Raw genomic sequence first — 14359 nt, 5'->3', positions numbered from 1 at the left:
CGTTACAAACTTAAGAAGTTGACACTGCTCAGCGGCGTTCGATCGGCTCGATCACCTGCAACGCCAGGTTGCCTTTGTGAGAGCCCATCTTGACCTTGAAGGCCGGCACGCCATTGGCGCGCATGATCATATCTTCCGGCATCTCGACGGGGATGATGTCCCCCGGCTGCATGTGCAGGATGTCCCGCAGACGCAGTTGGCGCCGGGCGACCGTCGCGCCGATCGGTACATCGACGTCGAGCACGTCCTGGCGCAAGGCGTTGATCCAGCGTTCGTCCTGGTCGTCGAGATCCGACTGGAAACCGGCGTCGAGCATTTCGCGCACCGGCTCGATCATCGAATACGGCATGGTCACGTGCAGGTCGCCGCCACCGCCATCGAGTTCGATGTGGAAGGTCGAGACCACGATGGCTTCGCTCGGCCCGACGATGTTGGCCATGGCCGGGTTCACTTCCGAGTTGATGTACTCGAAGTTCACTTCCATGATCGCCTGCCAGGCTTCCTTCAAATCGATGAAGGCCTGTTCCAGCACCATGCGCACCACCCGCAGCTCGGTCGGGGTGAATTCACGACCTTCGATCTTGGCATGACGACCGTCGCCACCAAAGAAGTTGTCCACCAGCTTGAACACCAGCTTGGCGTCGAGGATGAACAACGCGGTGCCGCGCAACGGCTTGATCTTCACCAGGTTGAGGCTGGTGGGCACGTACAACGAATGCACGTACTCGCCGAACTTCATCACCTGCACGCCGCCGACAGCCACGTCGGCCGAGCGGCGCAGCATGTTGAACATGCTGATGCGAGTGTACCGGGCGAAACGCTCGTTGATCATTTCCAGGGTCGGCATGCGTCCGCGAACGATGCGATCCTGGCTGGTCAGGTCGTAGCTTTTGACGCTGCCCGGTTCAGCAGCGTTTTCGGTCTGTACCAGACCGTCGTCGACACCATGCAACAGCGCGTCGATTTCGTCCTGGGACAGCAGGTCCTGCACGGCCATGTCGTGTTCCTACTGCAATACGAAGTTAGTGAAGAGCAACTGTTCGATCACCACTTTGCCGAGCTCTTTCTGAGCCACTTCCTGTACGCTGGCCGTGGCTTTCTGACGCAGCATTTCCTGACCGACGGGCGTGGCCAAGGTGTCGAAACTCTGTCCGGAAAAGAGCATCACCAGGTTATTGCGGATCAGCGGCATGTGCACCCGCAGCGCTTCCAGGTCGGCCTGGTTGCGACCTTGCAAAGTAATGCTGACCTGCATGTAGCGTTGACGACCGTTCACGGTGTAGTTGGCCACGAAGGCGGGCGCCATCGGTTCGAAAATCGCCGGCTGCTTGCCCACCGGCGCAGCCTCGACCGCCACTGGCTTGCTCTGAGCGCTGTGCATGAAATACCAGGTCGCCCCCACGGACACGCCGATCGCCAGGAGCAAACCCACCACGATCATGATGATCAGCTTGAGTTTGCCTTTGGTTGCAGGGTCTTTTACAGCTGCTGCTTCACTCTTCGCCATGCCAATAATCCGTCACTAATCGGGGTTTTCACTGTTGCACGGCAAGGCAGGAGCAAGTGTTATGCCAGAAGTGTCGGTACTTGGGATGACAGGCAGATACGCTCTTCAGTCCCCATGAAAGCAATGTGGGAGCGGGCTTGCTCGCGATAGCGATGAACCAGTCCCTGCAAGGATGACTGACAATCGGCTATAGCGAGCAAGCTCGCTCCCACAGGGGTGGGCAGCGTTGGATCAGGCGTAGTAGTCGACCGCGCTGGTGCCAATGACGCTGGTCGTGCTGGCGGCCACTTCGGCGATGCCGGCCGGGCCAGCTTCCTCCGCTGAATCCACCCGCCCGCCAGATGACGTCGTACGCCCGGCCCGGGCCTGCTGCTGGGCTTGCTGCTCCTGGTTCTGCGAACCACGGGATTGATCCGACACGCTGACGTCGACCTGGCCCATGCCCTGCTGGCTAAAACTCTCTCGCAGGCGATGCAACTGGCCCTCGAGGGCTTCACGAACGCCGGAGTGGGCGCTCATGAACGTGACCTGGGTCTGCTGGTCCGGAACCATGTTCACCCGGATATCCAGGCGTCCAAGCTCCGCGGGCTGCAATTGGATATCGGCCGCCTTGAGATTGACACTGGACAGGTACATCACCCGGTTGACCACCTCTTCGGTCCAACCGCTCTGATTCATCGCGATAGGTTGGTTGACCGGCACTGCGTTGGCGGTTTTGGGTGTAGCGGCCTGGGTCAGTGCGGCCAGGCGGTTGGCGAAATCATCCACGCGGGTGTCGCTGGACGCGGCGCCCAGGTCCTTGAGGCCCTCGCTGATCAAGCCGCCGAAAGCCTTGTCGCCCCCCTGGCTACCGGACTCGGTACTGTTCTGATCGGCTTGCACGCTGAGCATGCTGGCCATACCCGCGGCAAAGGTCTGCGCCGACGTCGGCTCACCGTCGAGCGATACCGGGGCAGCGCTCTTGGGCTGTGCCTGGCTGGTGGCGGAAACATGACCGCCCTGCTCCATCGCCAAGCGCAAGGCGGGCAATGCGTCGAGAGGGTCGGCTTCTGGGTCGAAGGCTGGATCGACGACCGGGACCGCAGGCTGGGCCGGGGCGGCCAATGGGACAACGGGCGTCGCGACTGCCGTGGCGACCTGAGCCTCAGTCGTGACCGCCACGGGGGCAGGCTCCGCCGGGGCTGTCGCGACCGGCACCACCGTCATGTCCGACAGCACACCAGGATCAAGGCTCGGATCGACCGGTGCCGCATCCGCCACGGGCGTTTCAGCCAAGTCGGCGCTGGTATCGCTGGCGGCCTTGTCGTCGGTGCTGGCTGGTTTGTCCGCGGGCAAGGGTTTGCCGCTATCGGCAACCGTCGGTTCCGGGGCGGCAGGGCTTTCGTTGCCGGTGTCTTTTTTGACGGTGTTATCGGCGGCCTTGTCGCGCGCCGATTTAACCACGGGCTCCGGGGCCGCCGCCGCTTTGGCAGGCGCCTGCTTGGCGAAGACTTGAGCGAAGCTGGAGGCTCTATCCCCGAGGTCCGGGGCCGCTGCCGGTGAATTGACGGCGACCTTGGGCTTGGCCTGGACAGAGGCCTGAAGCAGTGAATTGGGGGTAACGGGCATAAAAAGGTCTCCGCTGCACTGGAATCATTTGCACAGTCGAGACTAGGCAATGCAAGGCACGGGCCAACGTTTGCGTGGCCGTCAAATCTCAGCAGTGGAAGCCTTCACGCTCCTCCCGGCAAAGCTTGCGGACATGGGCGAACTCGCTGTCGATTTCGTTGACCAGATTTTCGATACCGCCCAATGACGGCTGCTTGGCACGCTGTTCCAGTTCGCCGCACAGCTCGGCCAGGCGGATGGCGCCCATGTTGCTGCTGCTGCCCTTGAAGCTGTGGGCGGTGGCGCTCAATTTTTCAGCGTCCCGCGCTTCATGCAGCACGCGCAGGCGAGCCTCGGAGTCGTTGAGAAACGTATCCAGCAACTCCAGATACCCCTCCTCCATGACCTCCTTCAACGTGCTGAGCACGTCGCGGTCCAGATGAATCTCGTTCACTTGTTCGCTCCCTGATCAAGAATGGCCCCAATTATGCCAGAGCCTCCCAGAAAAACTCCACGCGCGCACTACGACCATCGTCTGACCAGCAGGCCTGGTGGCTCAACTGGCGCACCAGGCTCACGCCGCGCCCCGACAACCGATCACTGTCCACGGGCTGTGCCAGCACCCGGGCAACATCGAAACCCTCGCCGCTGTCTTCGACCTCGATGGCCAGGCGACCACCCTCGCCGTTTGGCGAAACGTGCAAGTGCACCCGCACGTAACCGTCGCTCAGTTCATCCAGGCGCGTATTGCGCTCACTGTAGTAGCGAGCAAAACCCGCCGCATCACGCTTGAGGCTCGAGTCGAGCCCCAGCACCCCGTGATCCAGGGCATTGGAATAGAGCTCAGACATGACACTATAAAGGGCGCCACTCTGCGCCCTGAGCCCATGGACCTCAAGCAGCAACTGCAACAGGTAGGGCATCGGGTTGAAGCGCTTGAGCGTCTGCGCCCGGAACTCGAAGCTCACCGACCAGTCCAGTGGGCTGGACTGGCCGCTATCGGAATAGACCGGTGGTGGCGGATTGAGTTGCGTCGGTGCGACCAGCCGCACCTCGACCATGCTGAAGTCGTCACGGGCCTCACCGCGAAAATCCCGCAGGGCCTGCTGGATATCCTCAAAAAGACGGTCAGGTTCACGGTTGGCCGAAAATACCTGCTGCAACCGCTCCACGCCAAACGGCTGGTCATCGCGGTCACTGGTCTCTATTACGCCATCGGACAACAGGAACACCCGGTCCCCCAGCGACATCGAATGCACTTCGGTGCGGTCATCGAACAAGTGCGGCGTGAGCACGCCCAACGGCAGGTGGCGCGCTGGCAATGGCGTACGCTCGCCGCTGAGGCTGTCATGCAGGTAACCATCGGGCATGCCGCCGTTCCAGATTTCCACCGTGCAACGCTGGAAACTGAGGCACAACAGCGTTGCACAACAGAACATGTCCACCGGCAGGATGCGCTTGAGCTTGGCATTCATCTCCCGCAGGATCTGCGCCAGGCCGTAGCCCTTGGCCGTCATCCCGTAGAACACTTCCGCCAGCGGCATCGCCCCGACCGCCGCTGGCAAACCGTGCCCGGTGAAATCCCCCAGCAGGACGTGCATGTCGCCAGCCGGATTGAACGCGGCCAGCAGCAAGTCGCCATTGAACAAGGCATAAGGTGATTGCAGGTAGCGGATGTTCGGCGCGCTCAGGCAGCCGGAGTGGGCGATCTTGTCGAACACGGCCTTGGCGACCCGTTGCTCGTTGAGCAGGTAGTCATGGTGCCGGGCGATCTGGTCGCGCTGCTCCACCACCGTGGCCTGCAACCGGCGCAAGCGGTCCATGGCCTTGATCTTGGCCGCCAGGATCACCTGGTTATAGGGCTTGGCCAGGAAGTCGTCGCCGCCCGCTTCCAGGCAACGGGCCAGGCCTTCGCTCTCAGTCAGGGAGGTGAGGAAAATGATCGGGACCAATTGGTCCCCAGCCAGTTGCTTGATTCTCTGCGCAGCTTCGAAGCCGTCCATCACGGGCATCATCGCGTCCATCAGCACCAGGTGCGGACGCTGCTCCAGGTAGACGTCGACCGCTTCGGCGCCATTGGCCGCGGTAAGCACGTGGTGACCCTGGCGGCGGACAATGGTCGACAACAGCAGTCGATCAGCGGCACTGTCTTCGGCAATCAGGACCGTCAGTGACTCCGACGACGATTGCATGGCGATCAACTGATGTCGAACAGCTTGTCGAAATTGGAGATCGCGAGGATTTTCTTGACGTCGGAGCTGCTGTTGACGACCCGGATATCCGACTCATCGCCGCCAGCATGATCGCGCAACAGCAGGAGCATGCCCAAGGCGGAACTGTCGAGATAAGTGGCTTCTTTCAAATCCACCACGATGGACTCGGGTTTCGTATTGAGCCGCTCATAGGACTCACGAAACTCCTGATGCCGCCCGAAATCGAATCGACCTTTGATCGAAATCGTCAGCTTATGCCCATCGGGGGATACTTCGGTAACGACTGACATGATCGGCTTCCTTGTCATGGACATACGTGTACAAGGTGTAGCATCTGGTAAAGGTCTGAGCAAGGTTTTGCCTCGCTCATACGACAAAAACCTCATTTCGCATCAGTAGGGGGTCTGTCGCGGCAGGCGCTGGGACAGCTCATCGAGCAGTTTCTGTTCGCGTTTGTCTTCCAACTGTCGCGCCTCATCGATATAGCGCTGCACCAGTTTGCGCAACCCTTCGACCCGGGCAAACGCCTCTTGCCAGCTCTGGCGAGCCTTCTCCAGGTTGTTCTGGTGCCAGACCAGGCTCTGGCGCTGCTGGTCGATGGCGGTACCCAGCTGCGCCAGGAACCCCTGGTAACCCAGCAACCATTGCCCGGACACCCCGTGGCTGCCCCGGGCAATCCACTGCTCCTGGTATTCGAGTCGAAAGTTCTCCAGGTCTGCCAGCTTGCTCTCGGCAACGGCCACTTGCCCCTGGAAATACGCCAGCCGCTGGACGGCGGTCTTCTCGGCCTTTTCCGCCATGTCCACCACCGGTGCCAGGCGCGCCGCACGACTCGTGGCCATGGCCGGTTACGTGCCTGAGACCGGGGCGAAAATAGTCTGCAAGTGCGCCTCGCTGGCGCCCATGCCGATGTTGTCGTTCAAGCTTTGGCGCAGGTAGACGGCCATGGCCGGGTAAAGACTGATGGCGGTGTCGGTCTCGCGGTCACCGCCGGGCACATAGGCACCGACGCTGATCAGGTCACGGCTTTGCTGGTAGCGCGACCAGTACTGCTTGAATTGCTGAGCCCGTTTCATGTGCTCTGCACTGATCACCGACGGCATGACCCGGCTGATAGAAGCCTCGATGTCGATGGCCGGGTAGTGACCTTCTTCGGCCAGGCGCCTGGACAGCACGATGTGACCGTCGAGTACCCCCCGGGCCGAGTCGGCGATGGGGTCTTGCTGGTCGTCACCTTCGGACAGCACGGTATAGAACGCGGTGATCGAACCGCCGCCCTTTTCCGCATTGCCGGCGCGCTCCACCAGTTTCGGCAGCTTGGCGAAGACCGAAGGCGGATAGCCCTTGGTGGCCGGCGGTTCGCCGATGGCCAGGGCGATTTCCCGCTGGGCCTGGGCGAAACGGGTCAGCGAATCCATCAACAACAGGACGTTCTTGCCCTTGTCGCGGAAATACTCGGCGATGCGCGTGCAATACATGGCAGCCCGCAGCCGCATCAACGGCGCATCGTCCGCAGGCGAAGCCACTACCACCGAACGCTTGAGCCCTTCCTCGCCGAGGATGTGCTCGATGAATTCCTTGACCTCACGGCCCCGTTCACCGATCAGCCCCACCACGATGATGTCGGCTTCGGTGAAGCGGGTCATCATGCCCAACAGCACACTCTTACCCACCCCGGTACCGGCAAACAGGCCCAGGCGTTGGCCGCGGCCGACCGTCAATAAACCGTTGATGCAACGAATACCCACGTCCAGCGGCACGCTGATGGGGTCACGCTTGAGGGGGTTGATCGTCGGGCCGTCCATCGGCACCCAATCCTCGGCCTTCATGCCGCCCTTGCCGTCCAGGGCGCGCCCGGCCCCGTCCAACACGCGTCCGAGCATGCTCATGCCCATGGGCAGGCGACCATTATCGGCCAGGGGCACGACGCGCGCGCCCGGTGCGATACCGGCGACGCTGCCCACCGGCATCAAGAAGACCTTGCTGCCGGAGAAGCCCATGACTTCGGCTTCGACCTGTACCGGGTGGTAGCTGTCGTCGTTGATCACCATGCAGCGGCTGCCCATGGCGGCACGCAGGCCCTCGGCTTCGAGGGTCAGGCCGACCATGCGCAGCAGGCGACCTTCCAGGATCGGTTGGCCGGCCAGCTCACTGGCCTCGGCGTAGCTGCCCAGGCGCTTGCCGAAGCTGGTTCGCTCAAGGCGCATCGCGGTTGTCCGGTACAGAAGCGTCCAATTCAGGCGCATCCAGCTCCACATCGGCCGGCGCGGCATCGGCACTGATCTGCGGATCGTCCGGCAACTCCAGGCTCAGGTCGGCGGCGGCCGGATGCAGGGCCTGTTCGTGCAGTTGGTCGAACAATTTGGCCATGATCTGGCTGATGCGGGTTTCAACGGTGGCGTCGATGCGGCTGTGTTCGGTTTCCACCCGGCAACCGCCCGGCAGCAGCGCCGCGTCCTCGACGATGCGCCAGGTTTCTTCATGGCGCTCGCGCAGGGCCTTGACCAGTTCGAAGTCCTGGGGATTGATGTACAGCCGCACGTTACCCACGCCCAACGGCAACAACTTGAGCGCCTCACGCATGACGTGTTCGATCTGGCTCGAATCGATGGCCAGTTCGCGCTGGATCACTTGCTTGGCGATGTGTTGCACCAGGCCCACCAGGGATTTCTCGATCTGGGTGTCCTGCTCGGCGATGGGGTCGAACAGGTTGAGCATCAGCGATTCCAACGCACGGAGCTTAGCCGTCAGCGCCACATCGGCTTCCTGGCGGACCTTGAGCGTGGTGCTATGGAAGCCTTCCTTTTCACCCACGGCAAAGCCTTCGTTATAGGCTTCCTGGCGAATGCTCTCGACTTCCTCGAGGGTCAGTGGCTGGACTTCTTCCAGCGGCACCTCCTCCATTTCCGGCAGCTCTTCCACCGGCTCCGGCTCAGGCTCGGGCACATGGGGGTCGAAGCTGGGCAGCGACCAGACGTCGAAACCACCGACGTCCCGGGCGCGGATCAGGTCGCTGGGCGCTTCATCACTCTTGGCAGACATAACGACCTTAGATCATCTCTTCGCCGCCCTTGCCACCGAGAACGATCTCCCCGGCTTCGGCCATGCGGCGGGCGATGGTGAGGATTTCCTTCTGTGCGGTTTCCACATCGCTGACGCGCACCGGGCCTTTGGCCTCGAGGTCGTCGCGCAACAGTTCGGCCGCCCGTTTGGACATGTTCTTGAAGATTTTTTCCTTGACGCCTTCGTCCGAACCCTTGAGGGCCAGTACCAGCACGTCAGACGACACTTCGCGCAACAGGGCCTGGATGCCACGGTCGTCGACATCGGCCAGGTTGTTGAACACGAACATGAGGTCTTCGATCTGACCGGACAGGTCTTCGTCGAATTCGCGGATCGAGTCCATCAACTGACCTTCGATCGAGCTGTCGAGGAAGTTCATGATGTCCGCCGCACGCTTGATGCCACCCAGGGTGGTGCGCGAGGCATTGGAGTTGCCCGAGAACTGCTTCTCGAGAATCTGGTTCAATTCTTTCAGGGCCGCCGGCTGCACGGTATTGAGCGAAGAAACGCGCAGGATGATGTCCAGGCGCACCTTGTGGTCGAAGTTGCCCAGCACTTCGCCGGCCTGGTCCGGGTCGAGGTAAGCCACCACGATCGCCTGGATCTGCGGGTGCTCGTAACGGATCACGTCGGCAACCGCCCGCGGCTCCATCCACTTGAGGCTGTCCAGGCCGCTGGTATTGCCACCCAGCAGGATCCTGTCGATGAGACCGTTGGCCTTGTCCTCGCCCAGTGCCTGGGTGAGCATCTTGCGCACGTAGTCGTCGGAACCCACGCCCAGGCTGGTCTGATCGCCGACGATATCGACGAACTCGCTCATCACCTGCTCGACCTGCTCACGGTGCACGTTCCCCATCTGCGCCATGGCCACGCCCACACGCTGGACCTCCTTGGGCCCCATGTGGCGCAGCACCTGGGCGGCGTCGGTCGAACCCAGGGACAGCAGCAGGATCGCGGCTTTGTCGACCCGGGACAATTTGGCAACAGCGGCTCGATTATCACTCATCTGCGTTAATCCACTCTTTCACGACCTGGGCCACACGACCCGGGTCTTCTGCCACCAGACTCTTGATAGCGTTCAACTGAGCGTCATAGCCTTCGCTCGGGCTTGGCAGCAGAATGCTCTGCGGCCCGCCGAGGCTGACGCGATCATTGGCCAATTCGCCATCCAGGCCGCCCATGCCACCCAGTTCCACATCACCCAAGCCGGCCAACTGCTTGTTCCTGCCGCCATTGGTGATGTTGTTGAGCACCGGACGCAGCACGCCGAACACCAGTATCAGGATGAACAGCACACCCAATACTTGCTTGACCACATCCCAGAACCAGGGTTGCGAATAAAATGGAATATCGGCGACCACTTCACCGCGTTCCAGGGAGAACGGCACGTTGATCACGCTGACGCTGTCGCCGCGGCTGGCGTCGAAACCGACGGCGTCCTGCACCAGGCGGGTAAAGCGCGCCAATTCATCGGCGCTCCATGGCGCACGGCTGGTTTCGCCGTTGGCTGGGTTGACCTTGACCTGATCGTCCACCACCACCGCGACCGACAGGCGATTCAAACGGCCCTGCTGTTGCTTGGTGTGGCTGATGGAACGATCGAGCTCGAAGTTCTTGGTCGACTGCTGACGCTTGTCGGCCGGGTACGGCGCCAGCATCGGCTGACCGGTGGCCGGGTCCATGATCTGCTGGCCGTTGGCATCGATCAGCGGCTGGCCTGGCTGCACCATGCCGGCGGCCGCCGTGGCGCCACCGGTGGTTTGCGGCGCGCTGGCCGGCGACGGCGGCTGGTTGCTCAGGGCACCCGGGACACCTTGCGGGCCATTGCTGGCGGTGCGTTGTTCATTCACCGATTGCTCGCTGCGCAACGCCGGCTGGTCCGGGTTGAACTGCTCGGAAGTGGACTCGACGGCGCTGAAGTCGACATCGGCCGACACTTCGGCTTTATAGCGATCATTACCCAGGATCGGTTGCAGGATGTTGTGCACCCGCTGGGTCAGCATGCCTTCCATGCGACGGCTGTAATCGAATTGCTTGCCAGCCATGGTCAGTTCGGAGTTTTCCGCCTGGTCGGACAGCAGGTTGCCCTTCTGGTCGACCACGGTGATCTGCGATTTGCTCAGTTCGGGTACGCTGGTCGCCACCAGATTGACGATGGCCACGACCTGGCCTGGCTCCAGGGAACGCCCCGAATACAGCTCGACCAATACCGAAGCACTGGGCTTGCGCTCATCGCGCACGAACACCGAGCTTTTCGGAATCGCCAGGTGCACGCGGGCACCCTTGACGTTGTTCAGGCTGGAAATGGTCCGCGCCAGCTCACCTTCCAGGCCGCGACGATAACGGGTCGCTTCCATGAATTGGCTGGTGCCCAGGCCCTGGTCCTTGTCGAGGATCTCAAAACCGATGTTGCCATCGGTCGGCGTCACGCCGGCCGCGGCGAGCTTGAGGCGCGCACGAGCGACGTCATCGGCCTTGACCAGCAAGGCGCCGGAATTGGGTTCGACGGTGTAAGGAATGTCGGCGGAAGCCAGGGTCTCCATGACTTGCTTGGCGTCCATGCCCGCCAGGCTGCCATACAGCGGACGGTAGTCCGGTTGCTGGGACCACAGCACCACGGCAAAACCAATCGCCACGCTGGCAGCCAGGCCGACCAACAGGCCCACCTGACGCAGCATGGTCATCTCGGAGAGATTTTCCAGGAAGGACAGGCCGAACAACGGCGGTTTGCCGTCTACCGGAGTGGCCTTGGCTGGAACGTTATCAACGGCTGCTTCTGCCATGACTCAATAATTTCCTTAAACCGGCATCTGCATGATGTCTTGGTAGGCTTGAACCAGTTTGTTGCGAACCTGGGTCAGCGCCTGAAACGAGACACTGGCTTTCTGCGAGGAGATCATTACGTCCGTCAGGTCGACGCCACTTTTGCCAATCTCGAAAGCACTGGCCAACTGGTTCGACGCCTGCTGGGTATCGTTCACTTTATTGACGGCCTGACCGAGCATGTCGGAAAAGCTGCTGCCGCCCACTTGTGGGACCGCGACCGATTTAGGCTGGGCCATGGCGTCCATTTGCATGGCCCGCATGTCCAACATCAACCGATTAAATTCAATACCTTGGCTCATGGTCTACTCTCTCTGGCGGCCCGCATTTTTTTGACACTTACTCAGCGGGTATTCAGGTATTAGCAACAAGGGTGCCAGCTCCATGGCGATAGAAAACAAATGCGCGCGCAATCCCATCGTGGGAGCGAGCTTGCTCGCGATAACCCACCACCTCCGACCTCAACTTGACTGACCCACCGCTATCGCGAGCAAGCTCGCTCCCATAGGGGGGGGGTTGGTGCTTGTTCAACTGGCGAACAGATAAGCCTCGACATCCATGCCGGCGTCACGCATTTGCGCCAGCTTGTAGCGCAGGGTGCGCGGGCTGATCCCCAGGCGTTCGGCCGCCTCCTTGCGACGACCGCGTTCGGCGCGCAGGGTGTCGATGATCATCTGGAACTCGCGACGCCGCAGGTCATCGCCCAAGGCGCCGACCGAATCGCCCTCGACGTCCATCGGTGGCACGGGTGTTGCGGTCGGTGCCGGCGCCAATGCGGGCAATGGCGCGCAGGCCACCGGACCGGCCAGGCAGAAATCCTCCGGCTGGATCAAACCGCCCTGTTGCAGGATCAAGGCCCGCTGAATGGCGTTATCCAGCTCTCGGACATTGCCCGGCCACGGGTAGGCGACCAGACAGGCCCGGGCCTCGGCTGAAAGCCGGGCCGTCGCGTGCTTCATTTTATTGACGTGCTTGTTCAGCAGGCGCTCGGCCAACGGCAGGATATCGGCGGTGCGCTCGCGCAACGGACGCCAGGCGAGCGGGAACACCGACAGACGGTAATAGAGGTCTTCACGGAAACGCCCCGCCGCCACTTCGCCGGCCAGGTCGCGGTTGGTGGTCGCCACCACGCGAATGTCCAGGCTGATGGGCTTGCGCGCCCCCACCCGCTCCACTTCCCGCTCCTGCAATACCCGCAGCAGCTTGGCTTGCAGGCCCAACGGCATTTCGGAAATTTCATCGAGCAGGATCGTGCCACCGTCGGCCTGCTCGAACTTGCCGGCCTGGGCCGCGATGGCGCCGGTGAACGAACCCTTTTCGTGGCCGAACAGTGTCGCCTCGAGCATGTTGTCGGGAATCGCCGCGCAATTGATGGCAATGAACGGTTCCCCGGCACGCCGGGATTGTTGATGGATGTAGCGGGCCAGCACTTCCTTGCCCGTACCGGACTCGCCGGAAATCAACACGGTTGAATCACTGCGAGCGACCCGTGCGGCCAATTCCAGCAGTTGTGCGCTGGCCGGTTCGATGGCCACCGGGCCTTCGCCCTCGACCGCGAGACTGCCCAAGGCATGGCGCGCGACCAGGTCCAGCAGTGCTTTTGGCTCGAACGGCTTGACCAGGTAATCCGCAGCGCCCTGACGCATGGCGTCCACCGCTCGCTCGACGGCGCCGTGAGCGGTCATCAGCAAGACGGGCAGTTGCGGCTGACGGGCCCGTAACAGGCCGAGCAATTGATGACCGTCCATGCCCGGCATGTTGACGTCACTGACCACCAGGCTGAACGCTTCGCGGCCCACCGCCTGCAGCGCTTCCTCCGCCGAACCGACGGCGGCGTAGTCGTGCCCGGCCAGCACCAGCGTGTCGGCCAGCGCTTCGCGCAGGGCCCGGTCATCCTCAACCAGCAACACCTTGATCGCCATTGCTTTCACTCCACCCCTGGCGCATTGGAAAACAGCGGCAAGCACACCGTCGCACAAGTGCCACGGCCCAACCGCGAGCGCAATTGCAATTCTCCCTGATGAGCGCGGGCCACGGCCTTGACCACGGTCAGGCCCAGGCCCGTGCCGGTGGTCTTGGTGGTAAAGAATGGCTCGCCCAGGCGCGCCAGCACGGCCGGCTCGATACCGCTGCCGTTGTCACTGACAGACAGGCGCAAGGTGTTGTCGCGTGTGTACAAGTGCACTTTCAGCCGAACGTCGCCGCCGCTGGCCTGGATCGCGTTTTCGATGAGATTCAACACCGCGCCCACCAGTGTGTCGCGGCTGCACAGCACTTCACCGACATGGCTGTCGCACTGCCAGCGGATCGGCAACTCCTGCACATGAGTCAACGCCGCGGCCTGCAGCGATTGCAACAAGGCCTTGGGGGTGACACGGTCGGTCAACGGCAGCTCGCCGCGAGCGAACACCAGCATGTCGCGCACCTGGTGCTCCAGTTCGTGCAGGCGCTCTTTCAAGCGCCCGGCGAAGCGTTGCTGGGTTTCCATCGGCAATTGCTGCTCGGTCAGGTGACTGGCATAGAGCAGCGCGGCGGAAAGCGGCGTACGAATCTGGTGGGCCAGCGAGGCCACCATCCGCCCCAGGGAAGACAGGCGCTCGTGGCGAGCCAACTGGTCTTGCAGGTGACGGGTTTCAGTCAAGTCATTGAGCAGCACCAACTGCCCAGGCTCGGCGTCCAGCGAGCGCGTCGAGATGGACAGGCGCCGGCCGTCCTTGAGGGACACTTCATGGCCGTCGTCGTCCCGGGGCGCAAAGCAGCGGGCGATGACGTGCCGCCACAGCTCGCCCTCCAAGGGCAGGCCGAGCAACTCGCAGGCCGCCGGGTTGGCTTCGCGCACACGGCCGTGGGCGTCGATGACGATCACGCCACCGGGCAACAGGTCGAGGAGATTTTGCAGACGATTGGCCAGGCGTTCCTTTTCCGCCAGTTCCTGCATGCGCTGGGCGCTGACCACGGCCAACTCGCCCTTGAGCTCGGTGACCCGGGCTTCGAGCAGGCTGTAGGAATCAGTGAGTTGGCTGGACATCTGGCTGAACAGCGAAAATGCCTGCTCAAGTCCAAGCCGGCCTGCCTGTTCGGCGGACGGCATGTGTCCCGGTTCGGGGACAGGAGACATCTGGGCGGCTTGGGTCATCGTGCTCTCTCGCTTGGCTGACCGTCAGTT

General features: G+C 62.2%; 14 protein-coding genes. All 14 read right to left on the bottom strand.

Features of this window, described 5'->3' with window-relative positions; genetic code table 11:
* Window positions 1-28 precede the first annotated feature (28 nt).
* The 14 genes from fliM to IB266_RS00220 all read right to left on the bottom strand — a co-directional run bounded on the left by fliM (window position 29) and on the right by IB266_RS00220 (window position 14329).
* On the bottom strand, window positions 29-997 hold the full coding sequence (gene fliM, locus IB266_RS00285) for a flagellar motor switch protein FliM (RefSeq protein ID WP_053120288.1): 969 nt from the start codon (window positions 995-997) through the stop codon (window positions 29-31).
* A 9-nt stretch (window positions 998-1006) separates the two neighbouring features.
* Window positions 1007-1507 (bottom strand): flagellar basal body-associated protein FliL, encoded by a 501-nt coding sequence (fliL, locus tag IB266_RS00280; protein WP_192259461.1) that lies wholly within the window; start codon window positions 1505-1507, stop codon window positions 1007-1009.
* Between the two features lie 231 nt (window positions 1508-1738).
* Window positions 1739-3115, bottom strand: a complete 1377-nt coding sequence (locus IB266_RS00275; protein WP_192259459.1) for a flagellar hook-length control protein FliK — start codon at window positions 3113-3115, stop codon at window positions 1739-1741.
* Between the two features lie 88 nt (window positions 3116-3203).
* Entirely contained in the window at window positions 3204-3548 is a 345-nt protein-coding gene (locus IB266_RS00270) for an Hpt domain-containing protein (protein ID WP_053178502.1), read from the bottom strand.
* Between the two features lie 31 nt (window positions 3549-3579).
* Entirely contained in the window at window positions 3580-5286 is a 1707-nt protein-coding gene (locus IB266_RS00265) for a fused response regulator/phosphatase (RefSeq protein ID WP_192259457.1), read from the bottom strand.
* Window positions 5287-5291: 5 nt separating this feature from the next.
* Complete coding sequence (locus IB266_RS00260) at window positions 5292-5597, bottom strand: STAS domain-containing protein (RefSeq protein ID WP_192259455.1); 306 nt, start codon at window positions 5595-5597, stop codon at window positions 5292-5294.
* A gap of 102 nt (window positions 5598-5699) precedes the next feature.
* Window positions 5700-6149, bottom strand: coding sequence for a flagellar export protein FliJ (fliJ, locus tag IB266_RS00255; RefSeq protein WP_192259453.1), 450 nt, complete (start codon window positions 6147-6149; stop codon window positions 5700-5702).
* A 6-nt stretch (window positions 6150-6155) separates the two neighbouring features.
* Window positions 6156-7514, bottom strand: coding sequence for a flagellar protein export ATPase FliI (gene fliI, locus IB266_RS00250; protein ID WP_003199089.1), 1359 nt, complete (start codon window positions 7512-7514; stop codon window positions 6156-6158).
* Window positions 7504-8349 carry a flagellar assembly protein FliH gene (gene fliH / locus IB266_RS00245; RefSeq protein ID WP_192259451.1) on the bottom strand — a complete coding sequence of 282 codons (846 nt, stop codon included), beginning with the start codon at window positions 8347-8349 and terminating at the stop codon, window positions 7504-7506. Before fliH ends, fliI begins: the two co-directional genes overlap by 11 nt.
* 7 nt (window positions 8350-8356) lie before the next feature.
* Window positions 8357-9376, bottom strand: a complete 1020-nt coding sequence (gene fliG / locus IB266_RS00240; protein ID WP_024778656.1) for a flagellar motor switch protein FliG — start codon at window positions 9374-9376, stop codon at window positions 8357-8359.
* Entirely contained in the window at window positions 9369-11153 is a 1785-nt protein-coding gene (gene fliF, locus IB266_RS00235) for a flagellar basal-body MS-ring/collar protein FliF (protein ID WP_060738649.1), read from the bottom strand. The genes fliG and fliF overlap by 8 nt, the downstream gene beginning before the upstream one ends.
* A gap of 15 nt (window positions 11154-11168) precedes the next feature.
* The gene (gene fliE / locus IB266_RS00230) at window positions 11169-11495 is read right to left on the bottom strand and encodes a flagellar hook-basal body complex protein FliE (RefSeq protein WP_003199082.1); all 327 of its coding nucleotides are present in this window, start codon (window positions 11493-11495) and stop codon (window positions 11169-11171) included.
* A gap of 225 nt (window positions 11496-11720) precedes the next feature.
* Window positions 11721-13115, bottom strand: a complete 1395-nt coding sequence (fleR, locus tag IB266_RS00225) for a sigma-54-dependent response regulator transcription factor FleR (RefSeq protein ID WP_192259449.1) — start codon at window positions 13113-13115, stop codon at window positions 11721-11723.
* Window positions 13116-13120: 5 nt separating this feature from the next.
* Window positions 13121-14329: an ATP-binding protein gene (locus IB266_RS00220; RefSeq protein ID WP_192259447.1), complete on the bottom strand. Its 1209-nt coding sequence runs from the start codon at window positions 14327-14329 to the stop codon at window positions 13121-13123.
* Between the last annotated feature and the right edge of the window lie 30 nt (window positions 14330-14359).

Origin of the sequence: Pseudomonas sp. Pdm06 (assembly GCF_014851795.1) — a bacterium.
Lineage (GTDB): Bacteria > Pseudomonadota > Gammaproteobacteria > Pseudomonadales > Pseudomonadaceae > Aquipseudomonas > Aquipseudomonas fluorescens_AA.
Note: the sequence above shows the minus strand (reverse complement) of the source record. Positions and strands in the feature narration are given on the sequence as shown.